Here is a 24,203-nt window from a genome sequence, read left to right on the forward strand (position 1 = left end):
AACTAGTCCTGTTCGTCAGGCTCGTCGGCATTGCGAGCAATCGCCACGATAGTCACGCCGTCCGGGAGGTCCATCAGCTTGACCCCCATTGTGTTCCGGTCACGCGTACGGCGTACAGGCTTCACCGGAGTCCGAATGACACCACCATTGCTGGTGATCGCGAACAGCTCGTCGTCCGGATCGATCACCACCGCGCCGACCAGACCACCGCGCCGTTCGGTGATCTTCGCAGTCAACACGCCCTTACCTCCCCGGCCCTGCACCGGGTATTCCTCGATCGGGGTCCGCTTCGCGTATCCCCCGTTCGTGGCCACCAGAACGTCCAGACCCTCCCGGACGACCTCCATGGCGAGCAGGACGTCGTCGTCCGTGAAGCGCATGCCGATCACGCCCGAGGTGGCCCGGCCCATCGGCCGCAACGCCTCGTCCGAGGCGTTGAACCGGATCGCCTGCGCCTTCTTGGAGACCAGCAGCAGGTCGTTCTCCGGCGCGACCAACGCAGCACCGACCAGCTCGTCCTCATCGCGCAGGTTGATCGCGATGATGCCGCCGGAACGGTTGGAGTCGAACTCCTCGAGCCGCGTCTTCTTCACCAGGCCGTTCTTCGTGGCCAGTACCAGATAGGGGGCTACCTGGTAGTTCGGGATCTCAATGATCTGCGCTATCTGCTCGTCCGGTTGGAAGGCGAGCAGGTTGGCCACGTGTTGGCCCTTGGCTACCCTACTGGCCTCCGGCAACTCGTACGCCTTGGCCCGGTACACACGCCCCTTGTTCGTGAAGAACAAGATCCAGTCGTGGGTCGAGCATACGAAGAAGTGGCTGACGATGTCGTCCTGCCGCAGCGTAGCGCCACTGACGCCCTTGCCGCCGCGCCGCTGGGAGCGGTAGAGATCGACCTTGGTCCGCTTGGCGTACCCGGTGCGGGTGATCGTCACGACCACGTCCTCGCGCGCGATGAGGTCCTCCATCGAGACCTCGCCGTCGAACGGGATGATCTGCGTACGCCGATCGTCGCCCCACTTGGCGACGATCTCGCCCAGCTCCTCCGAGACGATCTTCCGCTGCCGCTCCGGCTTGGCGAGGATGTCCTTCAGGTCGGCGATCTCGATCTCAAGCTTGGCCAGGTCGTCGAGGATCCGCTGCCGCTCCAACGCGGCGAGACGACGCAGCTGCATGTCCAGGATCGCGGTCGCCTGGATCTCGTCGATGTCCAGCAGCCGGATCAGGCCCTGCCGCGCGTCCTCCACGGTCGGCGAACGCCGGATGAGCGCGATCACCTCGTCCAGGGCGTCCAGCGCCTTGGACAGACCCCGCAGGATGTGCGCCCGCTCCTCGGCCTTGCGGAGCCGGAACGCCGTCCGCCGGCGGATCACGTCGATCTGGTGCTCGACGTAGTAGCGGATGAACTGGGCCAGGTTGAGCGTGCGCGGCACCCCGTCGACAAGCGCCAGCATGTTGGCGCCGAAGGTCTCCTGGAGCTGGGTGTGCTTGTACAGGTTGTTCAGCACGACCTTCGCGACAGCGTCGCGCTTGAGCACCAGCACGATCCGCATACCGGTACGACCGGAGGACTCGTCGCGGATGTCGGCGATGCCGGCGAGCTTGCCCTCCTTGATCAGCTCAGCGATCCGCTCGGCGAGATTGTCCGGGTTGACCTGGTAGGGCAGCTCGCTGACGACCAGGCAGGGACGGCCTCGCTTGTCCTCCTCGACCTCCACCACGGCGCGCATCCGAATCGAGCCCCGACCCGTGCGGTAGGCGTCCTGGATCGCCGTCGTGCCGACGATCAGACCGTGGGTGGGGAAGTCCGGGCCCTTGACGATGCCGAGCAGCGCCTCGAGGGTGGTCTCCTCGTCCTCCTCCGGGTGCTCCAGGCACCACTGCACGGCCGCGCCGATCTCGCGCAGGTTGTGCGGCGGAATCTTGGTGGCCATGCCGACCGCGATGCCCTCGGAGCCGTTCACCAGCAGGTTGGGGATCCGCGACGGCAGGATCGTGGGCTCCTTGGCCCGGCCGTCGTAGTTGTCCTGCAGGTCGACGGTGTCCTCGTCGATGTCGCGCAGCATCTCCATGGCGAGCGGGTCGAGCTTGCATTCCGTATATCTCATGGCGGCAGCCGGATCATTACCCGGCGAGCCGAAGTTGCCGTTGCCGTCGACCAGCGGGTACCGCAGTGACCAGGGCTGCGCCATCCGGACCAGCGCGTCGTAGATCGCCGAGTCGCCGTGCGGGTGGAACTGGCCCATCACGTCGCCGACGACGCGGGAGCACTTCACGTAGCCGCGGTCCGGGCGGTAGCCGGAGTCGAACATCGCATAGAGGATCTTGCGGTGGACCGGCTTGAGCCCGTCCCGGACGTCCGGCAGCGCGCGCCCGACGATGACGCTCATCGCGTAGTCGAGGTAGGAGCGCTGCATCTCCACCTCGAGCCCGACCGGTTCGATCCGGTCGTGCGCGACCACCGCGGCGATGGCCTCGGCGGGGACCTCAGGCTCGTTCGGTGTGGACTCGGGAGAATCGGTCACTGTATACCCTTATCAGACTCAGAGTCGTTTTTATGCTGTGGATAACCGCTGTGGATACCGGCCAAGCTGTGGATAACTCTGTGGACCGCGCCGGATCGACCGGGCGTTGCCCAGCGGATCCGGCGCGGTCCGTCAGATATCCAGGAACCGGACGTCCTTGGCGTTGCGCTGGATGAACGACCGGCGCGCCTCGACGTCCTCACCCATCAGCACACTGAACAACTCGTCGGCGGTCGCCGCGTCGTCGAGAGTGACCTGACGCAGGGTACGCGTCGCCGGGTTCATCGTTGTTTCCCACAGCTCGGGATAGTTCATCTCGCCGAGGCCCTTGAAGCGCTGGATGTCGTCCGGCTTGGCGTTGGCCTTCTTCTGCTGGCGCAGCGCGATCAGCCCGTCCCGCTCACGGTCGGAGTACGCGTACTGCGCGTCGTCGCCCTTCTTGTTCCACTTGATCTTGTAGAGCGGTGGAGCGGCCAGGTAGACGTGCCCCAGCTCGACGAGCGGACGCATGAAGCGGAACAGCAGGGTGAGCAGCAGCGTCTGAATGTGCTGGCCGTCGACGTCCGCGTCGGCCATCAGCACGATCTTGTGGTACCGCAGCTTCTCGATGTCGAAGTCGTCGTGGATGCCGGTGCCCAGCGCGGTGATCAGCGCCTGGACCTCGTTGTTCTTCAGCACCCGGTCGATCCGGGCCTTCTCCACGTTGAGGATCTTGCCGCGGATCGGCAGGATCGCCTGGGTCCGCGGGTCGCGGCCCTGCTTGGCCGAGCCACCGGCCGAGTCGCCCTCGACGATGAACACCTCGGACTCGCGCGGGTCGGTGGACTGGCAGTCGGCCAGCTTGCCCGGCATCGAGCCGGACTCCAGCAGCGACTTGCGCCGGGCCAGCTTCCGCGCCTGCTGGGCGGCGATCCGGGCCCGGGCCGCCTGGGAGGCCTTCGTAATGATCATCTTGGCCTCGGCCGGGTTGCGGTCGAACCAGTCGACCAGCCACTCGTTGCAGACCCGCTGCACGAAGCTCTTCACCGGGGTGTTGCCGAGCTTGGTCTTCGTCTGTCCCTCGAACTGCGGGTTGGCCAACTTGACCGAGATGATCGCCGCGAGCCCCTCACGGATGTCCTCGCCGGAGAGCTTCTCGTCGCCCTTGAGCAGCTTCTTGTCGGTGCCGTACCGGTTGACCACGCTGGTCAGCGCGGACCGGAAGCCCTCCTCGTGGGTGCCGCCCTCGTGCGTGTTGATCGTGTTGGCGAACGTGTAGACCGACTCGCCGTACGACTCGTTCCACTGCATGGCGATCTCGACGGACATGCCCTCTTCCTCGGCGCCGAACTCGACCACCGTCTTGTGGATCGGGTTCTTCGAGGCGTTGAGGTGCCGGACGAAGTCGGAGATGCCGCCCTCGTAGTAGAAGGTGACCTCGCGCTGCCGGCCGTCCTCCTCCTCGGCGACCCGCTCGTCGAGCAGGTGGATGCGCAGGGCGCGGTTGAGGAAGGCCATCTCCTGGAGTCGCCGGTAGATGGTCTGGAAGTCGAAGTCGACGGTCTCGAACACGTCGGGGTCGGGCCAGAAGGACACCGCCGAGCCGCTGCGGTCGGTGGTCTCGCCCTTCTCCAGCGGGCTGGGCTTGGAGTTGGTGTACTGCTGCCGCCAGACGAACCCGGACTTGTGGATCTCCACCGCCATCCGGGTGGAGAGCGCGTTCACCACGGAGACGCCGACGCCGTGCAGACCGCCGGAGACCGCGTACGCCTTGCCGTCGAACTTGCCACCCGCGTGCAGCACGGTGAGTGCGACCTCGACACCCGGCTTCTTGAGCTTCGGGTGGAGGTCGACCGGGAAGCCACGGCCGTTGTCGGTGACCCGGACACCACCGTCGGCCAGCAGCACCACGTCGATGGTGTCGCAGTATCCGGCGAGCGCCTCGTCGACAGCGTTGTCCACAACCTCCCAGACGAGGTGGTGCAGACCGCGCTCGCCGGTGGACCCGATGTACATACCGGGCCGCTTGCGGACCGCCTCCAGCCCTTCGAGAACGGTGATCGACTCTGCGCCGTACTCCTGCTTTTCCTGCGCTGCCACCCTCGGCCACTTTCTCGCGTCAGCTGCGCCGGTGGGGCGCAGCGGGCGCGGGTTCGGCGGACAGGACGCGACGTCGGCGCGCGGACCGGTGCCGGAGACCTCCGGACAGCGGGTCGAACGCGCCGGTCGCCGCGGTTGCCCGCGGATCGCGATCGGCTCGACCCGACGTGGAGAATGAACCTGGGCCACCGGCCCCGTCCCCCGCACCGAGTCTTCGTCTCGCTGTCAATCCTACTGTGCCCGGGGGACAGAACCACCACTCGGCACCCTCAGAGAGGCGGCTGAGATGTCCATAGCCGGCAGAACCCCATCGCCCACGACTCCCCCCACACGCCAGGCTCGGATCGCACGCGCCGCCGCCGAGCGGGTTGACCCGCGCCCGGGCGGGTCGGGGGTCGCGGCCGGGGCGTCCGTGCCGTACGTTTGCGGCGCCCCGGAACCAGCCTTGATCTTTACGGCCTGGAACCGGGACGATCGACCCGATCGACCCGACACGTGCTCTCTAAGAGGTGACAGATGGGGCTGGACAACGTCGCGGTGCACTGGCCGCGGACCGGCCGCTTCTACGATCCGGTGGCGCCGGCCGAGTTCGTCGACTTCGGCGAGATCGTCGACCTGCCGCGAATCTCCGCGCCGACGGCTGCCCTGGCCGAGCTGATCGCGAAGACCGGCACCATCCGGGCGACCGCGTACACCGAGTTGGTGGACCTGCTCCTCGGCCTGGAAGGTGTGTTGTACGCCACAGACGCCGCCGCCGAGGACGAGGACCCGGTGATCGACCCGGACGGTTGTTCCTGGATCGCCGGCGGGATCGAGAGGTTCGTCGCGGGGCACCGCGCGTACGGCGAGGCGGTCACCTTCGAGTCGGTGAGCACCGTGCTGCGTTCCCTGCTCGGCGACGGCAGGCTGGCAGAGCAGCAGCTGCGATGGCTGGAGAGCCGGCTGGACGCGCTGCGCGACGAGCGCGGCGACCCGCCGCAGTGGAACTTCACCTGTGCCGAGCTGGGCGTGCTGGCGGCGTTCTACCGGCGCTGCGCGGAACGCGGCTTCGCCGTCTACGCCGACGCCTGACCCGCACCGGTCTCCTCGGCCGGTGCGCCGCCGGCCGGTCGGTTGGCCGCCGCGATCAGCTGGGTGAGCACCCCGTGCAGGTGTTGCAGGTCCTCGACGGGCAGCCCGAGGCGCTGCACGATCGCGGCCGGGATCAGCTCGGCCTGGCTGCGCAGCGCGGCACCGCTGGTGGTCAGGGTGACGGCGAGGCTGCGCTCGTCAACGGGATCGCGTTCCCGGCGCAGGTAGCCGGCCGCTTCGAGCCGCTTGAGCAGGGGTGACAGCGTGCCCGGATCAAGCTGCAACAGGCGGCTGAGGTCGCGGCCGGACAACGGTGCGTGCTGCCAGAGCGCCAACATGACCAGGTACTGCGGATGGGTGAGCCCCATCGGTTCCAGCAGTGGCCGGTAGACCGCCACCACGCTGCGCGCGGCCACCGAGAGGGCGAAGCAGACCTGCTGTTCCAGCGCCAACGGGTCGACGCCCTGCGGTCTCTCGCTCATCGGTTGCCCTCCCCACTCACGATGGCTATCGTACCAATCATTGGTACACCAACTATTGGCGTCCCAATCTTCAGCGGGACAGCGTGGGAGAGGGCGGCAGATGAGCGACGACGGCGCGGTCACCAGGGCTCCGGGCGAGGGCGGTCGACTCCTGAGCTGGGCCTTCCGCCACCTCGCCGGCCCGGCCGACGGTGTGCGGGGCGCGGTGCAGGGCGGCTCCGCCGAGGCCCGCGAGGCGTGGAAACGGGACCTGGCCGAACGCAAGCGCTACACCCGGGAGCAACGCGAACTCAAGCGGGCCGCCCGCGAGGCCAACCGACGGGGCTGAGGCTCGATCAGCCGTACGTGTCGCGGGGGCCCCGCCCGCGCACCCGGCGCGGCCCCTTCGACCACGACGGCGCGGCCGGTCCGTGGATGTGCAGCTTACGCACCACGTTGTGGCCGACCTCGCTGGCGATCTGCTTGAGCAGCGAGCCGGCCAGCAGCCGTAGCTGCGTGGCCCACGCCGTCGACCGCGCCTCCACGGTCAGCTCACCGTTCTCCAGCTTGACCGGGCGGCTGTTCTGGGCGACCTCCGCGCCGACGACCCGCTCCCAGGCACCGAACACGGTGGCCTCGGCCGCCGGCTGCTGCCAGCCACGCGCCTTCACCAACCGGTTCAGCACCGCGCCGAGCGGCTGCGGATCGCGGGGGTCGGGGCCCGGGCCGGAGTAGCCCCGCAACCGCCGCCCCGAGCCGCCGGCAGCGTCGCCACCCGCACCCCCGGGGGTACGCCGCGCGCGAGCCGCCGCCTGCCGCTTGGACAACGCCGCGTCGAGCACCGCCCGAGCCAACTCCGGCCCGGTGGCGGCCGCCGCCGGCTCACCGCCGGTCGACTCCCCCCCGGGGGTACGCGCACCCGCGGCGTCGCCTCCGCCCTGCTGCGGGCGGCTGGCGCCGGACTCATTCGACACGGCGTACCGTCCCTTCGCCCACCCGGTAGCGGCTGCCCCGCAGGGCTGCCGGCACGTCGTCGTCCACCGCGCAGGTGACCAACAGCTGACTCGCCCCGCCGACCAGCTCCGCGAGCCGCTCCCGGCGGCCGGTGTCCAACTCGGCGAAGACGTCGTCGAGCACCAGCACCGGCTCGATACCGTCGGCCCGCAGGAGGTCATAGCCGGCCAGCCGCAGCGCGAGCGCAAACGACCACGACTCGCCGTGGCTGGCGTACCCCTTGGCGGGTAGTGGTCCGAGGGCCAGCGCCAGTTCGTCGCGGTGCGGGCCGACCAGGGTGGTGCCCCGTTCGATCTCGGCGGAGCGGGACGCGGCCAGAGCAGCGGCCAGAGCCTCCGCCAACACCGCCCGGTCGGTGGTCGGCTCGGCCAGGTCGATCGAGGGGCGGTAGGTGATGCTGGCGGCGCCCCGGCCGGCTGCCACCGCGTCGTACGCCTTCGCGACGTGCGGGGTGAGCGCGGCGACGAGCTCCAGGCGGCCGGCGAGCAACTCCGCGCCGTGCTGGGCCAGGTGGGTGTCCCAGACGGCGAGGGTGCCCAGGTCGCCGCCCCGCGACCCGCCGGTCTTGCGGGCCAGGTACGCGGTGCGCAGCAGGGCGTTGCGCTGCTTGACCACCCGTTCGTAGTCGGCCCGTACACCCGCGTACCGGGGTTGGCGGCTGACCAGCAGGTCGTCCAGGTAGCGGCGGCGCTCGGCCGGATCGCCCCGGACCAGCTCCAGGTCCTCCGGGGCGAAGAGCACGAGTCGCAGGGCGCCGAGCACGTCCCGGGCCCGCCGCGCCGGCGACCGGCCCAGCCGGGCACGGTTGGCCTTGCCGGGCACGATCTCCAACTCGACCAGGAGTTCCCGCCCGTCGTGCGCCACCGCGCAACGGATCACCGCCGACGTGGCACCCATCCGCACGAGTGGCGCGTCGGTGGCGACCCGGTGCGAGTCCAGGGTCGCCACGTAACCCAACGCCTCGACGAGATTCGTCTTGCCGACCCCGTTGGCGCCGATCAGGACGTTCGCCCCCGGTTGGAGATCGACGGCCACCCGCTCGTACGAGCGGAAGTCGACCAGTTCCAACCGTTGGACGTACACCGGATGTCGATACCGCTCAGCGCTTGTGGACGGCGTGTCCGCCGAACTGCTGACGCAGCGCGGAGACGGCCTTCATGGCGGGCGAGTCGTCCTGTCGCGAGGCGAAGCGGGCGAACAGCGAAGCGGTGATCACATTCAGCGGGACGGCCAGCCGGACCGCCTCGTCGACAGTCCACCGACCCTCGCCGGTGTCCTCGGTGTAGCCGCTCAGGTCGGCCAGCTCCGGGTCCTCGTCGAGGGCGCGGTCCAGCAGGTCGAGCAGCCAGGAGCGGACGACGGTGCCCTCCCGCCAGGACTTGATGACGCCCGGCACGTTGGTCACCAGCTCGGAGGCCGCCATCAGCTCGTAGCCCTCGGCGTAGGCGTGCATCAGGCCGTACTCGATGCCGTTGTGCACCATCTTCGAGTAGTGCCCGGCGCCGACCGGCCCGGCGTGCACGAAGCCGAACTCGCCCTCCGGCTTGAGCGCGTCGAAGATCGGCATCAGCCGGTCCACGTGCTCCTGGGCGCCACCGACCATCAGCCCGTAGCCGTTCTGCCGACCCCAGACGCCGCCGGAGACGCCGACGTCGAGGTAGCCGATGCCCCGCTCGTTGAGCCGTTCCGCCCGGGGCGCGTCGTCGCTGAACCGAGAGTTGCCACCGTCGATGATGATGTCGCCCTCGCCGAGCACCGCGGCCAGCTCGTCGATGGTCGCGTCGGTGACGCCGGCGGGCACCATGACCCAGACCGCGCGCGGCGACTCGAGCTTCTCTGCCAGGCCCGCGATGGATGCGACGTCACTGATCTGCGCGTTGTGGTCGAATCCGACGACTTCGTGACCGGCGGCGCGCAACCTCTCCCGCATGTTGCCGCCCATACGGCCGAGTCCTACTAGGCCGAGCTGCATCTGGTGTACCTCCGTGGATCTTTTGTTGCTGGGCGCGATCAGCGAGAGACGCGGATCGGCATGATGAGGTACCGGTACCCGGGAATGACGTCGCCATCCTCGCCGGCGGGGGAGATCACGGCGGGCTTGAAGGCGTCGACGAACGACAGGACGGCCGTCTGGGATCCCAGGTTTGCCAGGCCGTCGATGAGGTACTGCGGGTTGAACCCGATGGTCAGCGCGTCACCGGTGAAGGTGGCCTCCATCGCCTCGCTGGCGCGGGCCTCCTCGGAACCACCGGCCTCCACCACCAGGCCGTCGGCGCTGAAGCTCAGCAGCACCGGAGTGGTGCGCTCGGCAACCAGCGCGACCCGCTTGACGACCTCGATCAGGGTGCTGACCGGCACCCGGGCCTCGGCGTTGTGGGTGGCGGGGAAGAGCGACCGGACCGGCGGGTAGTTGGCACCGTCGAGCAGGCGGCTGGTGGTGCGTCGGGTGCCACCCGCCAGGCCGACCATGCCCTCGCCCGCGGCGCCCTGGGCCAGGGCGAGAGTGACCTCGCCACCCAGCGGGCCGAGGGCCTTGGCGGTGTCGTTCAGGGTGCGGGCCGGCACCAGGGCGTTGATGCTCACGTCGGGGTCGTCCGGCCGCCACTGGATCTCACGCAGGGCCAACCGGTAGCGGTCGGTGGCGAGCATCGAGAGCGTGCTGCCGGAGAGCTCGACGCGGACGCCGGTCATCATCGGAAGGGTCTCGTCCCGGCCGGCCGCGATGGCCACCTGGGAGACCGCCGTGGCGAACGCGGCGGCGTCGACGGTGCCGGCGCTCTGCGGCATCTCGGGCAGTGCCGGGTAGTCCTCCACCGGCATGGTGGGAAGGGTGAACCGGGCGCTGCCGCAGACCAACTCGAGGTGCGCGCCGACCGCGGCGATGTCCACCGGCTTGGCCGGCAACGCCTTGGTGATCTCGGCGAGCAGGCGGCCGGAGACCAGGGCGGCGCCGTCGGCGTCCCCCTGCACCTCGACGGTCACCTGGCTGGAAACCTCGTAGTCGAAGCCGGAAACCCGCAGGTTGCCGTCGGTGACCCGGAGCATCACCCCGGCGAGCACCGGTACGGACGGCCGGTTGGGCAGGCTCTTCGCGGTCCACGCCACAGCCTCGGCGAGCGCGTCGCGCTCCACTCGGAACTTCATCAATGCCTCCGCGTCGACGTCAGCGACAACTCTCTCATGCCGACCGCTGCCTACCGTCCCGCCCGACCGTGCGGGTACCCATCGCACCTTAGGGCGCGGGGGTATCGGCTGTGCGCCCGACCCCACTGATCGTGTCGATGCTGACCGGTTGATCCGGCAGCGTTCGGCCCGATCCACAGAAAGCCCAACGGTGATGATTGGTTTTTGTTCTCTTAGAAGAGATAACTCATCGTCTTCATCGCACCTGTGCAAACTGTGGAAAAGCCAGGTCTGCGCAGCTCAGACAGGTTATCCACCGGTGATTTAGCTGTGGAGAACCGGGGGTACAACCTGCTCGTGTGTCCACAGCCCGCTCTCGTCCACCGGTTGTCCACCGTCGTCCACCGGTTGTCCACCGGTAATCCACCGACTTTCTCCCCAACCCTGTGGACGACGACGAAGATCACCATTGCCGTCATCCCCAGAACCTTCAACAGCTCGTACACAGGTCGACGGTCATCGGTGGATAACGTGTCGGTTGTCCCCAGGCGTCCACAGCCTCGTACACAGGGTTTCTCCACAGCCTGTGGGTAACCGTCGACGAACGGACCGTAGTTATCCACCGACGGTGGACAGCGAGCTGTGGACAACGAGTGGACGGCGAAGCGGTCACGGCCTCGATCCTGTGGCCTACACCATGTCGAGAGTCCACTCGGGAACCGAAAAAAGTACGCCCGGCCGGATCTCCGGCCGGGCGTGTCCCGGGTGGTGCGCCGTCCCGACGGCTGGCGTACGCCTCAGCTGTTCTGCTTGATCCGGTTGGTCAGCTCGGCGATCTGGTTGTAGAGCGAGCGGCGCTCCGCCATCTGCTGCCGGATCTTCCGGTCGGCGTGCATCACGGTGGTGTGGTCCCGACCGCCGAAGGCCTGCCCGATCCGGGGCAACGACAGCTCGGTCAACTCCCGACACAGGTACATGGCCACCTGCCGTGCGTTGACGAGCACGCGGGACCGGGACTGGCCCCGGAGGTCCTCCAGACTCACACCGAAGTAGTCAGCCGTCGACGCCATGATCTGGTCGGCGTTGATCTCCGGCCCGGCGCCGTCGGGCATGAAGTCCCGGAGCACCTCCTCGGCCAGGGACAGCTCGACTGTCGACCGGGTCAGGCTGGCGAACGCCGTCACCCGGATCAACGCCCCCTCCAGTTCCCGGATCGAGTTCGACACCCGGGAGGCGATGAACTCCAACACGTCCGGCGGGGCGTACATCCGCTCCTGCGCCGCCTTCTTCTGCAGGATCGCGATCCGGGTCTCCAGGTCCGGCGGCTGGATGTCGGCCAGCAGGCCCCACTCGAACCGGGTTCGCATCCGGTCCTCCAGGGTGGCGAGCTGGCGCGGCGACCGGTCGGAGGTGATCACGATCTGCTTGTTGGCGTTGTGCAGGGTGTTGAAGGTGTGGAAGAACTCCTCCTGGGTGCGCTCGCGGTTCTCCAGGAACTGGATGTCATCGATCAGGAGGATGTCGACGTCGCGGTAGCGCCGCTGGAACGCGCTGGTCTTGTCGTCCCGGAGCGAGTTGATGAAGTCGTTGGTGAATTCCTCGGTCGAGACGTACCGGACCGAGCGGGCGTTGCCGAGGGTCGTGGCGTAGTGCCCGATGGCGTGCAGCAGGTGCGTCTTACCCAGACCGGAGTGCCCGTAGATGAAGAGCGGGTTGTACGCCTTCGCCGGTGACTCCGCCACGGCCACGCTCGCCGCGTGCGCGAAACGGTTGGACGATCCGATGACGAACGTCTCGAACATGTACTTCGGGTTGAGCCGGTTACCACCGGTGTCCGCACCCGGCAGCCGGCGGTCGTCGCGACCACCAGTGCGGTGGTCGACGCCACTACGGCCCGGGCCGCTGTCCGTGCCGGTGTCCCGGGGAAGCGCCCGGATCACGTGCTGGTCGCGGGGAGACGCCGGTTCCTCCCGGTAGCGGGGCTCGTAGGGCCGGGTGTCCGGGCCCGGCGGGTCCAGGCGGGCGGCCTGCTCGTCGTAGCCACGGCGGTCGGGCCCGGGCCGGGGGGTACGCATCGGCTCCGCGAAGGCGGTGCTGAACAACGCCTCCTGCCCGTCTCTGCTGGCGGGGATCAGCCCCGGGCGGTGCGCGTCGACGGCCGGCGCGAGGGGCGGACCCGCGGGTGCGGGTGGCGCGGTCGGCCCGGGCGCGTGACTCGCGTGGGCCTGCTCGGGGATCATCGGGTCGGCGGACGGGCGAGCGCCCTGGTCGTCGAAGGGGTCGGCAGCCGGACCCTCGTCGAACGGCCCGGTCTCCGGAGCACTGCGGTAGACGGTGCCAGCCGGTCGGCCGGCGGCGTCCTCGGCGACCCGGACGGTGACCGCCACCTGGATCGGCCGACCCAGCCGGCGGGTGAGGGCCTCGGTGATCGCCGGACGGAGCCGAGACTCGATCACGTCGCGGGTGAAGGCGTCCGGGACGGAGAGAAGAGCGGTGTCCTCGACTATCGCCCGCAGCCGGGTCAGCCGGAGGTAGGCACGCTGCTGGGCGGAGATGATCTCGTCGGCGAGCTCGTCGGTCGCCGCTAACCACACTGCGGCAAGGTCGGTCGTACCGGCCACCGTCGTGCCACCCCCTCGCCTCTGCTCCCGGCCGCCGCTGTCTGCCAGCCGGCCGTCCCGGGCCCGCCGCGTTCGCGGGTGGAACAACACCCACCTGACGGTCGACCGGTGGTCATCCACAAGTTATCCACAGCCTGTGTACCGACCGATTGTGGCCTCCGCCGGACGCGGATGGGACCTGCCCCTGCCTGAACGGGCGCTGAAGCGGGTTCACCGTGCCGAACGATTCACTACCTGGTCCGGTCTTGCCTGTGCGACGACCGGAGCTTTCGACGCTCACCGCAATCGGGCACGGTAACAGCGTTGTCCCTGCGCCATCAACCGGCGACGCGGCGGGGGCCTTCTCGGCATCAGCGAAAACCACCCTTCGGCCTCGGGCGCGTCCCCTAAACCCCCGCCCGAGGTGTTTGACGGTCATTGCCCCCCTGCGTAGGCTGGAACGGCTGCTTTCTCGCCCTCTGCTAGGGTGATGGGTGCTTGCTGTCCACGGTCGCATCCCCGCACCGCCGAGGTCCCGCTCCGCCGGACAGCACCGATCGTGGGCCACCGTCGAGGTGGCCTGGACCACCACACGACCCCGGCGATTCCGTCGTACGGGGCGCGTACGAAAACGGAGAGCCTGACGTGAGCAAGCGCACCTACCAGCCGAACAACCGCCGGCGCGCGAAGACCCACGGCTTCCGGCTGCGCATGCGCACCCGTGCCGGCCGTGCCATCCTCTCGAGCCGTCGCGCCAAGGGTCGCACCACCCTGTCGGCCTGAGCCGACCGGGCCGGTCCAGGGGACGTGGGCAGTCGTGCTGGCCGCCGCACAGCGACTGCGGCGCAGCACTGACTTCGCCGCAGCGGTTCGTGGTGGCCGGCGCGCCGGGCGTGGCGCCGTCGTGGTCCACCTGACCATGCCGGTGACCGCCGACCCCAGCACACCTACCTCGCCGGAGCCGGTGCGGGACAACAGTGCGGAGCAGCTCTCCGTGCCGTCCCGTGCCGGCTTCGTCGTGTCCAAGGCCGTCGGCAACGCGGTGACCCGTAACCGGGTGCGGCGTCGACTGCGCGCGCTGGTCCGCGAACGGTTGATCGACCTGCCGCCCGGCAGCACCCTGGTCGTCCGGGCGCTCCCCGCAGCGGCGCAGGCGTCCTATTCTCGGCTCGCCACGGACCTGGACGCCGCCCTCGCGGTCGCCCGGTCACCCCGCGAGCGGCGGCCTCGATGAGCGACATCGGGCAGACCGGCGCACACCCGTCGACAACCGGTGCCAAGGTGCTGATCGCGCCCATCATCGCGTACCGTCGGTGGATAAGTCCGGCACTGCCGGCCCGCTGTCGGTTCTACCCGTCGTGCAGCGCGTACGCCCAGGAGGCGGTCGTGCGGCACGGCGCGCTCCGGGGAACCCTGCTGGCGGTCCGGCGGCTGTTGCGCTGCCACCCCTTTCACCCTGGTGGACATGACCCGGTACCGGAGCCGGGCGGCCGCCGCCGTGCTGATGTGACTGGAGCCCCGAATTGAGTCTCGACTGGATCTACTACGCGATTTCGTGGATCCTGCTGACCTGGCACTCTGCCTGGGACGCCATCGGGGTGCCCGTCGGCGCGGTGATCGGCACCAACTTCGCCTGGATCCTGGCGATCGTGTTCCTGGTGGTCACCGTCCGGGTGATCCTGTTCCCCGTCTTCGTCAAGCAGATCAAGTCGCAGCGGGCCATGCAGGCGCTCCAGCCCAAGGTCAAGGAGCTTCAGGAGAAGCACAAGGGTGACCGGGAGACGCTCCAGAAAGAAATGATGGAGCTGTACAAGAAGGAGAAGGCCAACCCGCTGATGGGTTGCCTTCCGATGTTCCTTCAGATTCCGGTCTTCCTCGGCCTCTTCCACGTGCTGCGCCGCCTCGACCCGGACAAGCAGAACAAGACGCTGTACGGCTGGACCGCCGACCAGTTCCAGAGCGCCTCGCAGGCGAAGCTCTTCACCGCCCCCATCGCCGGCAAGTTCGGCTCCACCGCCGACGAGCTGGCCAGCCTCGGCGCCAACGGCACCACCGTCAAGGTCATCGCGGGTGTCCTGGTCCTGGTCATGATCGCGACCACCTACCTGACCAGCCGTCAGATGATCCTCAAGACCGGCTGGGCCGAGGACCCGCAGCAGCGGATGATCCAGCGACTGATGCTCTACGGCATCCCCGCCTCGCTGCTGATCTCCGGCGCGATCTTCCCGATCGGCGTGATCATCTACTGGGTCACCAACAACCTCTTCACCCTGGGCCAGCAGCAGTGGGTGCTGCGGAAGTTCCCGCCGCCGGTGACGGCCAAGAAGACCACCGCCCCCGCCGCCAGCCGCAACCCCGTGCAACCCGCCAAGGCCGGTGGCCTGTTCGGTCGGGGCAAGACGGCTCCGCCGGCGCCGGTCAAGGCCGCCGCTCCCAAGGTCGCCGGGCCGAAGCCGGGCGCCAAGCCGACGAACAACCCGAAGAAGGGTCGCCCCGCCAAGCGGCAGGGCTGACCTGCGAAGGGCCGCCGCCGGTGATCCGACGGCGGCCCGTTCCGCACCGCGCAGCCGCCGCGTGGCCGGCGCCGGACGGAACCGACCGCGCGCTGCGCGGCCACGGGCGACACTGCCCGTACAGACGTGCCCGCGGGCACCGGCGACCTCCCGCCGGCCCCGGGAAACCAGTCGGACCCGACGGTCCGGCCGAGCGAGTACGGAGATGAGACCGTGACCGAGACCAGCATCCCCCGCACCGAGGAGCCAGTGGACGAGGAGGAGACCGCGACGCTCGCGGTGGACGGCGACGACACCGAGGCCGACGACACCGAGGCGGACGACGACACCGACACCGCCGCGTCCGGCGCCCGGTCGAAGAAGGCCGTCGGCGAGGGCGACCTGTTCCGGCAGAGCGAGATCGCGGCCGACTACGTCGAAGGGCTGCTCGACATCCTCGACTACGACGGTGACATCGATGAGCTGGTCGCCGCGGGTCGTCCCATGGTCGAGGTGGTCGGAGAGCGTCTGCAGAACCTGGTCGGTCAGCGCGGCGCCACCCTTGAGGCCCTCCAGGAGTTGACCCGCCTCGCCGTCTTCCGGCAGACCGGCACGCCGAGCCGTCTGCTGCTCGACGTCGGCGGCTACCGGGCGAACCGCCGCAAGGAACTCGCCGCCGTCGCCAAGAACGCCGTCGAGAAGGTCAAGGAGTACGGCGAGCCGGTGCGCCTGGAGGCGATGTCCGCGTTCGAGCGTAAGTGCGTGCACGACGTGGTCAACGCCATGTCCGGTGTGGTCAGCGAGTCCGAGGGTGTGGAGCCGAACCGGCGCATCGTCGTACGGCCGGCGGACTGACCGGGTGACCCACGACGACAACACGGCCGACGCCGTGTCCGGCCCGGGCGGTACGCCGCCCGGGCCGTCGCCTGTCCGACCGTCCACTCCGGACGCCGACTCTGCTGGATCCGGCACCGCGCCTTCACCGGAGGACGCGGCCCTGCCGCCCGAATTGGCGCCAGCCGCGCTCACCCTCTTCGGTGACCGTCTCGACCTGGCTGCCGCGTACGCCGAACTGCTGGTCACCGACGGGGTCGTCCGTGGTCTGATCGGTCCCCGGGAGGCGCCCCGCATCTGGGAGCGTCACCTGCTCAACTGCGCCGCGGTCGCCGAGCGCATTCGGTCCGGCGCGACGGTGCTCGACGTCGGATCCGGCGCCGGCCTTCCCGGGCTGGTGCTCGCCATCGCGCGGCCCGACCTCACCGTCACCCTGATCGAGCCGCTCGCCCGACGCACGTCCTTCCTGATCGAGGTCGTCGAGCAACTCGGCCTGGCGAAGTCGGTGCGTGTGTTCCGGGGGCGGGCCGACGAAGCGGCGACAGGGTCGAGCGGCCGGGACCCGATCAGCGGGGACGTGGTGACCGCCCGCGCCGTCGCCCCCCTCGATCGGCTGGCGGCCTGGAGCCTTCCCCTCGCTGTGCGGGGCGGCCGTCTGCTGGCACTGAAGGGGTCGTCTGCCGCTGCCGAGATTGAACAGCACGCCGAGGTGGTAACGCGGTTGGGTGGTGGCGAGTCGACCGTGCACCTCTGCGGCGTCGACGTGATCGATCCACCCACCACCGTCGTGGAGATCGTGCGCGAGCGGATGGTCGGCCCTCGTCCGGCGGCGAGCAAGCGTGACAGGGGCGGTCGCTCCCGCCGACGCTGACACTTCGCGCCATCGGGCTTCCGGCCGGTGGGTTGCCTCGTTGTACCGGTACGGATGGACGAGGAGATGAGAACCCGACGTGGACCGGCCGCGCCCGTCCGCCGTAGGCTGACCGCGCGTCGATAGTGTGGAGCGGTCGGTGGACGTCGTGGGTTTTCGACCGCTCCCGAGGGCCGCACGCTCCGGGGTTGCGGGCGCGGTGTGGCCAAGGTGACCGGGGCGCGGACCGACCATCCGAAGCGGGCAGGGATGACAGGTGCATGACGACGGCAGGTACGACGATCCACACGTGACCGGGACGACCAACGATCCCGTTTCACGTGAAACCGACTACCCGAGCTGGTCGCCCGGTGCGACCGGGCCAGCAAAAGGCGATCCGCCGACTTCACGTGACCACCGCCCCGGGCCGGAGAGCTCCACCACCCCGGAGCCCGCGAGCGTTCGCCGAACCTCGGAGGGTCTGAGTCGACCGGTCAACGCCGCCGACGTGCGGTCAAGCTCGGGGCGTCGCAACCGCGCGGCTGCGGTTCGGTTCGAGTCGGCGGTTCCGCACCAGGCCACCGCAGCGGCTGCTCCGGACACCACGTCGATGGTCACCGAAGCGCCGGTCGCTTCGACCGAGTCGCTGGCCGCCGTGGCCGCTGACCCCACGTACGTTTCACGTGAAACCCCGACGCGCGAAGAGGATGACCCACCGTTGGCTATGGAGGCGATGCGCGCCGTGCAGATCCTGAATCCCAGTGGCGAGGTGACCATGCCTCGACCGGACCGGACCCGGGTCATGTGCGTCGCCAACCAGAAGGGCGGCGTGGGTAAGACCACCACCACCGTCAACCTTGCGGTGGCGCTCGCCCTGCACGGCAACCGGGTGCTCGTGGTGGACCTTGATCCGCAGGGCAACGCCTCGACCGGGCTCAACGTCCCACACCACACCGGCATCCCGGACGTCTACGACTGCCTGATCAACAGCGTTCCGTTGGTGGAGGTGGCGCAGGCGGTGGAGGGCATTCCCAACCTGTGGTGCGTACCCGCGACCATCGACCTGGCCGGTGCGGAGATCGAGCTGGTCTCGGTGGTGGCGCGTGAGTCGCGGCTGGACCGGGCCATCGCCGCGTACCCCGGTCAGTTCGACTACGTCTTCATCGACTGCCCACCCTCGCTCGGCCTGCTCACGGTCAACGCCCTGGTGGCCGCGCAGGAGGTGCTGATTCCGATCCAGTGCGAGTACTACGCGCTGGAAGGGCTCAACCAGCTGATCAACAACATCAACCTGGTACGCCAGCACCTCAACCCGAAGCTCGACGTCTCCACGATCCTGCTGACCATGTACGACCGCCGCACGCGGCTGGCCGACGCCGTCGAGCAGGACGTCCGGAACCACTTTGGTGACAAGGTCCTCCAGGCGGTCATCCCCCGTAATGTCCGGGTCTCCGAGGCGCCGAGCTACGGCCAGTCGGTGATGACCTACGATCCCGGTTCGCGGGGAGCAACGAGCTACTTCGAGGCCGCCCAGGAGATCGCCGAGCGAGGCGTCAAGGAGCCGGTGGGCCGGAATGCGTAGTGCGGACGAGTCGCTGGGAGGCGTCGCATGAAAAACCGTCCTCGGGGCGGTCTGGGTAGGGGCCTCGGGGCACTGATCCCGACCGGACCGGCGCCGTATGCCGCCGGCACCGCGACGGCCGCTGAACCGGACAACGAGCAGGAGAGGGCAGCTGCCACAGCCACCGCTCCTGCGGTGACCGTCCGGGCACCGGTCCACGAACCGGAGCCCACTCTCAGTCCGGTACCGGGAGCACGCTTCGCCGAGATCCCGGTCGACGCGATCCTGCCCAACCCGAAGCAGCCCCGTCAGGTCTTCGACGAGGAGGCACTGGAAGAGCTCAAGACCTCGATCCAGGAGGTCGGCTTCCTTCAGCCCATCGTCGTCCGCCAGCTCGACGACGAGAAGTACGAACTCGTCATGGGTGAGCGGCGCTGGCGTGCCGCCCAGGCGGTGGGACGGGAGAACATTCCGGCGATCGTCCGGGACACCCGTGACGACGCCATGCTCCGCGACGCGCTGCTGGAGAACATCCACCGGGCCAACCTCAACCCTCTCGAAGAGGCCGCCGCCTACCAGCAACTGTTGGAGGAATTCGGGGCCACCCACGAGGAGTTGGCCCGCCGGATCGGCCGGAGTCGCCCACAGATCTCGAACACGATCCGGCTGCTCAACCTGCCGGCCCAGGTGCAGCGCCGGGTGGCAGCGGGGGTTCTGTCGGCCGGGCATGCCCGTGCACTGCTGAGCCTGGACGAGGCTGGGGCGCAGGAACAGTTGGCGTTGCGCATCGTGGCCGAGGGCCTGTCGGTCCGGGCGACCGAGGAGATCGTGGCGCTGACGCTGAACGACGGGTCCGCCAAGAGCCAAGCCGCGAAGCGCCGACCGAAGGCACACGCGCCGGCCCTGAACGATCTGGCCGACCGACTCTCCGACCGCTTCGACACCCGGGTGAAGGTGGACATCGGTCGGAGCAAGGGCAAGATCACGATCGAGTTCGCGACGGTGGACGACCTAGAGCGGATCGTCGGGATCATTGGCGTCCAGGAGGAGGGGGGCGAGGGCTGACTCCTCGCCCCCAACGGCGGCCGCGTTTCCCATCGGGGTGCGCGGCCGTTCCGCATTCCCTCGCCGTTCCACGTGAAACGGCCCCGTCGTTCTCGGCTGGTGGCCCGGCGGAAGGCGGACGGCGGGCGGTGAATGGCGGCTGGCGGGTGGCGGGTGGCGGGTGGTGAATGGCGGCTGGCAGCTGGCAGCTGGCGGGTGGCGGGTGGCGGGCGGCGCGTCTGCTAGGTCTCCCGTGGGCCCCGCGTCGAGGGCGCGTTTGTGTCTGACTGCCCGACGTAACCCAACTTGATCTGAATGCGCCGTGGATCGGCCAGACGCAGGCCCGGCCGGAGGGCACCGGTCGTCGGAGGCGCTGCGGCTGGCAGCGAGCGAGGCTGAGCCGAACCGCCTTCGCCTCCCGACGGAGAGCGCCGGGCGACGGTTCTGACTCGCGCGATTCTCCGGCTGTCGTTGCTGCGACTGAATGGGGGCGCTCGATGGACGGTCGATCGTGAGTAGCCCGACCGATCGTGAGCAGCCCGACGCCGTCGAATGCGCTGTTTCACGTGAAACGATGACTGTCGAGGGGGCGCAGGCGATGCGCGTTCCCAGCGGACGCGCTTGGGGCGTTCTGCGCACCGCTGAGCGGCCCGCTGCGGCCCGCAGGGCCGGTGGGGGTGGTTCTGGGTGACTGAGGCGTTCGGCGCGCATCTCGGTCCCGATGCGCGATCCGGCCGTCAGCCGGGTTGGTCCAGGTTGCGTCCAGGGAAGTGGTGTACGACTTGCCCGTGATGGGCGTGTTGCGTAGATGAGAGACGGCCATCGCGTCGATCCTTCAAGACGACCAAGTCAGAGAAGGAAGAGAGAACGCGATGGCCGCATCTGAGAGTGTGAACCCTGTTGACCTGCTGCGCGAGCAGATCGAGGGCGCGTCGCCGGACGTGTTGCAGGCGATGATCAAGACGTTCGTGCAGGCGGTGATGTCCGCGGAAGCGGACGCGATCTGTGGCGCCGGCTATGGGCAGCGCAGCGACGAGCGGGTCAACTCCCGCAACGGTTATCGGCCGAGAGAGTGGGACACCAGGGCCGGCACGATCGACCTGGCCATCCCGAAGCTGCGGCAGGGCAGTTACTTTCCGGACTGGTTGCTGACGCACCGCCGTCGGGCCGAACAGGCGTTGGTCTCCGTGGTGGCCACGAGTTACCTGCTCGGGGTGTCGACCCGCCGGGTGGAGAAGCTGGTGGAGCAACTCGGCGTCAAGCAGTTGTCGAAGTCGCAGGTGTCGGAGATGGCCACGCACCTGGACGCCCAGGTCGAGGCGTTTCGTAACCGGCCGCTGGACGCCGCGCATTACCCGTTCGTGTGGATGGACGCGTTGACGATGAAGGTCCGCGAGCATGGGCGGACGGTCAACGTCCACGCGCTGGTCGCGGTCGGGGTCAACGCCGACGGTCAACGCGAAGTCCTCGGCGTGGATGTCGCCTCGGATGAGGACGGCGCCGGCTGGTTGGCGTTCCTACGGTCGTTGACCGCCCGCGGCCTGTCCGGCGTTCAGCTGGTCATCTCCGATGCCCACCGCGGTGTTGTTGGCGCGATCGGCGCCGCCCTGCCCGGCGCCGCCTGGCAACGCTGCCGCACCCACTACCTGCGCAACCTGCTCACGAAGGTTCCGAAGTCGGCCCAGCCATGGATCGCCACCCTTGTCCGGACGATCTTCGACCAGCCCGACGCCGACGCTGTCCGAGCCCAGTTCGACCGGGTCGTCGCCACGATCGAGGCGAAGTTCCCGGCCGCAGCCGAGCACCTCGACGCCGCCCGCGACGACCTGCTCGCGTTCACCGGCTTCCCGCGTGAGATCTGGCGCCAAATCTGGTCGAACAATCCGCAGGAACGGCTGAACAAGGAGATCCGCCGGCGCACCGACGTCGTCGGGATCTTCCCGAACCGGGCGGCGATCATCCGCCTCGTCGGCGCCGTCCTCGCCGAGCAGACCGACGAATGGACCGAAGGACGCCGCTACATGGGCTTGGAACTTCTCGCCAAAGCCCGCCTCGTCATCGTCGAGCCGGACCAACACGACACCGACCACGCCGATCCCAGCCCGATCGCCGCCTAACATCAAAACCGGATCCCGCGATGGCCGTCTCTTACACCACCAGCGCGGACGTGACCTTGGTCCCATGGCGACTTTCGCATGGCCACCCCTGGCCCTGACTCGCTTCCCGGCCAGTCACGGTCTGTGTGCCCGCTCGGTCCCTGTGCCCGCTCGGTCCCTGTGCCCGCTCGGTCCCCGCGCCCGCTCGGTTCGCGTGCCCGCTCGGTCCCTGTGCCCGCTCGGTTCGCGTGCCCGGTCGGCACCTGCCCGGGTCGTGCGGTGGCGGGGAGTTCTCGACCGCGCAGGCATGATCGACTCGGGTTCGCCGAAGTCGGGGTATCGGAGGCACCGGGACACCCCGACTTCGCCGAACCCGTGTCGATCACGGCGGACAAAGCGGCGAGTCGGGCTACCGAAGGCGAGACCTCGCCGGCTTTTGACCTAGCACCGACCGCAACGCTGACCGGGACGCCGACGAGACGCGGACTGCTGTGCACGAGCCGTCCCGACCGGGGCGACTGTTGTAGGCCAGCGGCCGACGGCAGCGAGCGCGTCGCTGAGTCGGGCGTGCGTACAGCTATCCCGACCCTGTGGATAACGTGCCTGTGGGCTGCGTCCGCAAGACCTTCACAGCCCTGAGGCGGGCGTTTGGCCGATGATCGATTGAAGGACGGCCGTACGCGTCCAGGAACCACCGCGAAGACGAGAGACGCGCAGCACAGCACCGAAAAGAGGGTGTCGGCGGACAGTCGCGGCAGCCCTTCCTCGGAGGTCTGCGGACAACGACCGACAGGCGGAAAAGTTATCCACACCGGTTTTCCACAGGCGCCTCCGGTTTCACGTGAAACAGCGCGTGGGAGCGGGTGCATGCCTGTGGATGACGGCCCGTGTTCAGGATCTCGGCAGGCTGTGGATACCGGTCGACCAGAGGCCCATGACCCGGCGCGCCGGGTCGGCAACGGGTACCGATCTGCTCTGTCGAGATCGATCATTCAGGTAGGGACACCGGTGCCAGACTCGGTTAGGGTCAGCGTCGTGCACGACACCCCTCCCTCAGTGCCGGACTTCACCCAGTGGCCGTCGTTCCCCTTCGAGGGCGACCTCCACGTGAAGCAGCTCGATGATCCGGTCCCGGTCGAACCTCCCCGGAAGGGCGAGGGTCTCCGGGAATGCACCGCCTGCAACGCGCCCGACGACGCTTACATCTGGGTCGGGGAGCGGTGGCGGGTACGCGCCATGGATCGGCCGACCGGGCTGCCCATGGTCCTCATCCTGGAATCGCGGACTCACCTCGACCTCGGTGACCTGCCGAACCTGTTGGCTGCCGAGCTGGGCGTCATGACCGTACGTCTGGAGCGGGCCATCCGATCCCTCGACGGCGTGGCCCGGGTGCACGTCAACCGGTGGGGCGACGGCTCAGCGCACCTGCACATGTGGTTCCTCGCCCGCCCGTACGGCCGCCTTCAGCTGCGTGGCACCTTCCTGTCCCTCTGGGATTCGATCCTGCCGCCGATCTCCGAGGCCCAGTGGCGGGAGAACCTGGCGCTCGTCGCCGCCTGGCTCGCCGAGTTCGGTGGCCGCCCGCTCGCCGAACCACCCCGCATTCAGTGGCAGGCGCCGTCCAGCCTTATGGCGCAGTCGGCCGCTGCGGATGCCGCTGCCGCCGAGGCAGCCGCTGTCTCTGTCATCGAGGCAGCAGAGGAGATTCCCGAGCCGTCACCGGATGCCGCTGCCGACGTCGATGCGGCCCAGGGCGATACCGCGTCCACACCTGACGAGGTGTCACCCGGCGGGGTCGTCGCGGCCGGCTCCGCCGCACCACACAGCGATTCGACGGCTGGATCCGATGAGCCGGCATCAGCAGCCGACGAGACGTCGGGCGGCACCACCGCCGGCGCGTCGACGCCCGGCACCGCCACGTCGAGCAAGCAAGCCTCCGGTACGCCGACGCCGGCGATCGCCGGCACGGTGACGGCACCCGCCAACGCACGGTCGGTCCTCGACGACCGGGACGACGACGCCAGCGACGACGCCACGAAGGGCCACCAATAGCGGGGACATCACCCACGCAGAGGACGAGGTCCCCCAACGGCACCGGCCCAACGGCCACCCCGCCCGACGGGGCCACCCTGCCCGACGGGGCCACCCCGCCCAACGGAGCCACCCTGCCCGACGGGGCCACCCCACCCGACGGGGCCACTTCGGGCGGCGAACACAGCAGCATCAAGGACGCCGCGTTCCGCGGGGCCGACGGTCGGTGCGCCGGCACTAGAGGTCCCGCACCGCGACGTTTCGACGAACCGAACGAGGCCTTCGTCCCGGCGCGCGCAGCCGACCACAGGGCCGGCGGCGGCACGAGCATGCCCGGACCTGGCGGTCGGCACACGCGTCGCGCCGACCGACGCGGACGCCGCCCTCCGCCGCGCAGAGCAGGACACCGCGCAGAGCAGGAC

20 protein-coding genes are annotated in these 24,203 nt (G+C 69.2%); 12 read left to right on the forward strand and 8 right to left on the reverse strand.

Annotated features, from left to right (window positions below; genetic code table 11):
• Positions 1 to 2: 2 nt before the first annotated feature.
• Both gyrA and gyrB read right to left on the reverse strand, forming a co-directional pair.
• The gene (gene gyrA / locus GA0070612_RS06055; RefSeq protein ID WP_088987029.1) at positions 3 to 2,525 is read right to left on the reverse strand and encodes a DNA gyrase subunit A; all 2,523 of its coding nucleotides are present in this window, start codon (positions 2,523 to 2,525) and stop codon (positions 3 to 5) included.
• A 132-nt stretch (positions 2,526 to 2,657) separates the two neighbouring features.
• Positions 2,658 to 4,604: a DNA topoisomerase (ATP-hydrolyzing) subunit B gene (gene gyrB, locus GA0070612_RS06060; RefSeq protein WP_088987030.1), complete on the reverse strand. Its 1,947-nt coding sequence runs from the start codon at positions 4,602 to 4,604 to the stop codon at positions 2,658 to 2,660.
• Between the two features lie 516 nt (positions 4,605 to 5,120).
• On the opposite strand from gyrB, the gene GA0070612_RS06065 reads away from it, so the two are divergent.
• Positions 5,121 to 5,675 carry a hypothetical protein gene (locus tag GA0070612_RS06065; protein ID WP_088987031.1) on the forward strand — a complete coding sequence of 185 codons (555 nt, stop codon included), beginning with the start codon at positions 5,121 to 5,123 and terminating at the stop codon, positions 5,673 to 5,675.
• On the opposite strand, the gene GA0070612_RS06070 is transcribed toward GA0070612_RS06065, so the two are convergent.
• A complete protein-coding gene (locus GA0070612_RS06070) occupies positions 5,660 to 6,157 on the reverse strand; it encodes a MarR family winged helix-turn-helix transcriptional regulator (RefSeq protein WP_088987032.1) in 498 nt (165 codons plus the stop codon). The genes GA0070612_RS06065 and GA0070612_RS06070 overlap by 16 nt on opposite strands.
• A 100-nt stretch (positions 6,158 to 6,257) precedes the next feature.
• On the opposite strand from GA0070612_RS06070, the gene GA0070612_RS06075 reads away from it, so the two are divergent.
• Entirely contained in the window at positions 6,258 to 6,485 is a 228-nt protein-coding gene (locus GA0070612_RS06075) for a hypothetical protein (protein WP_088987033.1), read from the forward strand.
• 7 nt (positions 6,486 to 6,492) lie between these two features.
• Here GA0070612_RS06075 and GA0070612_RS06080 read toward each other — a convergent pair whose 3' ends face one another.
• The 5 genes from GA0070612_RS06080 to dnaA form a co-directional block, all read right to left on the reverse strand.
• Entirely contained in the window at positions 6,493 to 7,110 is a 618-nt protein-coding gene (locus tag GA0070612_RS06080) for a DUF721 domain-containing protein (protein WP_088987034.1), read from the reverse strand.
• The gene (recF, locus tag GA0070612_RS06085; RefSeq protein ID WP_088987035.1) at positions 7,100 to 8,233 is read right to left on the reverse strand and encodes a DNA replication/repair protein RecF; all 1,134 of its coding nucleotides are present in this window, start codon (positions 8,231 to 8,233) and stop codon (positions 7,100 to 7,102) included. Before recF ends, GA0070612_RS06080 begins: the two co-directional genes overlap by 11 nt.
• 16 nt (positions 8,234 to 8,249) lie before the next feature.
• Positions 8,250 to 9,122 carry a phosphogluconate dehydrogenase (NAD(+)-dependent, decarboxylating) gene (gene gnd, locus GA0070612_RS06090; protein WP_088987036.1) on the reverse strand — a complete coding sequence of 291 codons (873 nt, stop codon included), beginning with the start codon at positions 9,120 to 9,122 and terminating at the stop codon, positions 8,250 to 8,252.
• Positions 9,123 to 9,160: 38 nt separating this feature from the next.
• Positions 9,161 to 10,294 carry a DNA polymerase III subunit beta gene (gene dnaN / locus GA0070612_RS06095; protein ID WP_088987037.1) on the reverse strand — a complete coding sequence of 378 codons (1,134 nt, stop codon included), beginning with the start codon at positions 10,292 to 10,294 and terminating at the stop codon, positions 9,161 to 9,163.
• A 776-nt stretch (positions 10,295 to 11,070) separates the two neighbouring features.
• Complete coding sequence (gene dnaA / locus GA0070612_RS06100) at positions 11,071 to 13,014, reverse strand: chromosomal replication initiator protein DnaA (RefSeq protein ID WP_408630534.1); 1,944 nt, start codon at positions 13,012 to 13,014, stop codon at positions 11,071 to 11,073.
• Positions 13,015 to 13,518: 504 nt separating this feature from the next.
• Between dnaA and rpmH the strand changes: the two genes are divergently transcribed.
• The 10 genes from rpmH (at position 13,519) to GA0070612_RS06155 (ending at position 23,802) form a co-directional block, all read left to right on the forward strand.
• A complete protein-coding gene (rpmH, locus tag GA0070612_RS06105) occupies positions 13,519 to 13,656 on the forward strand; it encodes a 50S ribosomal protein L34 (RefSeq protein ID WP_007453904.1) in 138 nt (45 codons plus the stop codon).
• A 34-nt stretch (positions 13,657 to 13,690) separates the two neighbouring features.
• A complete protein-coding gene (gene rnpA, locus GA0070612_RS06110; RefSeq protein WP_088987039.1) occupies positions 13,691 to 14,107 on the forward strand; it encodes a ribonuclease P protein component in 417 nt (138 codons plus the stop codon).
• On the forward strand, positions 14,104 to 14,400 hold the full coding sequence (yidD, locus tag GA0070612_RS06115; RefSeq protein WP_088987040.1) for a membrane protein insertion efficiency factor YidD: 297 nt from the start codon (positions 14,104 to 14,106) through the stop codon (positions 14,398 to 14,400). The genes rnpA and yidD overlap by 4 nt, the downstream gene beginning before the upstream one ends.
• Positions 14,397 to 15,386 (forward strand): membrane protein insertase YidC, encoded by a 990-nt coding sequence (yidC, locus tag GA0070612_RS06120; protein ID WP_088987041.1) that lies wholly within the window; start codon positions 14,397 to 14,399, stop codon positions 15,384 to 15,386. Before yidD ends, yidC begins: the two co-directional genes overlap by 4 nt.
• A gap of 213 nt (positions 15,387 to 15,599) precedes the next feature.
• Positions 15,600 to 16,220: a Jag family protein gene (locus tag GA0070612_RS06125; protein ID WP_157742430.1), complete on the forward strand. Its 621-nt coding sequence runs from the start codon at positions 15,600 to 15,602 to the stop codon at positions 16,218 to 16,220.
• Between the two features lie 142 nt (positions 16,221 to 16,362).
• Positions 16,363 to 17,070, forward strand: a complete 708-nt coding sequence (rsmG, locus tag GA0070612_RS06130; RefSeq protein WP_231924597.1) for a 16S rRNA (guanine(527)-N(7))-methyltransferase RsmG — start codon at positions 16,363 to 16,365, stop codon at positions 17,068 to 17,070.
• A gap of 256 nt (positions 17,071 to 17,326) precedes the next feature.
• Positions 17,327 to 18,631: a ParA family protein gene (locus tag GA0070612_RS31785; RefSeq protein ID WP_088987044.1), complete on the forward strand. Its 1,305-nt coding sequence runs from the start codon at positions 17,327 to 17,329 to the stop codon at positions 18,629 to 18,631.
• Positions 18,632 to 18,658: 27 nt separating this feature from the next.
• Positions 18,659 to 19,675 (forward strand): ParB/RepB/Spo0J family partition protein, encoded by a 1,017-nt coding sequence (locus GA0070612_RS06140; RefSeq protein ID WP_088987045.1) that lies wholly within the window; start codon positions 18,659 to 18,661, stop codon positions 19,673 to 19,675.
• An 851-nt stretch (positions 19,676 to 20,526) separates the two neighbouring features.
• Positions 20,527 to 21,771 carry an IS256 family transposase gene (locus GA0070612_RS06150; protein ID WP_088986557.1) on the forward strand — a complete coding sequence of 415 codons (1,245 nt, stop codon included), beginning with the start codon at positions 20,527 to 20,529 and terminating at the stop codon, positions 21,769 to 21,771.
• A gap of 1,035 nt (positions 21,772 to 22,806) precedes the next feature.
• A complete protein-coding gene (locus GA0070612_RS06155; RefSeq protein WP_231924598.1) occupies positions 22,807 to 23,802 on the forward strand; it encodes a prolipoprotein diacylglyceryl transferase in 996 nt (331 codons plus the stop codon).
• Positions 23,803 to 24,203: the final 401 nt, after the last annotated feature.

Source organism: Micromonospora chokoriensis (assembly GCF_900091505.1).
In the GTDB taxonomy this organism is placed as follows: Bacteria; Actinomycetota; Actinomycetes; order Mycobacteriales; family Micromonosporaceae; genus Micromonospora; species Micromonospora chokoriensis.

Excerpts from the sequence above, each read along its gene's own strand:
- yidD (WP_088987040.1), top strand. The coding sequence starts at position 14,104 with ATGAGCGACATCGGGCAGACCGGCGCACACCCGTCGACAACCGGTGCC.
- GA0070612_RS06070 (WP_088987032.1), bottom strand. The coding sequence starts at position 6,157 with ATGAGCGAGAGACCGCAGGGCGTCGACCCGTTGGCGCTGGAACAGCAG.
- dnaN (WP_088987037.1), bottom strand. The coding sequence starts at position 10,294 with ATGAAGTTCCGAGTGGAGCGCGACGCGCTCGCCGAGGCTGTGGCGTGG.
- GA0070612_RS06065 (WP_088987031.1), top strand. The coding sequence starts at position 5,121 with ATGGGGCTGGACAACGTCGCGGTGCACTGGCCGCGGACCGGCCGCTTC.
- GA0070612_RS06075 (WP_088987033.1), top strand. The coding sequence starts at position 6,258 with ATGAGCGACGACGGCGCGGTCACCAGGGCTCCGGGCGAGGGCGGTCGA.
- gnd (WP_088987036.1), bottom strand. The coding sequence starts at position 9,122 with ATGCAGCTCGGCCTAGTAGGACTCGGCCGTATGGGCGGCAACATGCGG.
- GA0070612_RS06150 (WP_088986557.1), top strand. The coding sequence starts at position 20,527 with ATGGCCGCATCTGAGAGTGTGAACCCTGTTGACCTGCTGCGCGAGCAG.
- GA0070612_RS06140 (WP_088987045.1), top strand. The coding sequence starts at position 18,659 with ATGAAAAACCGTCCTCGGGGCGGTCTGGGTAGGGGCCTCGGGGCACTG.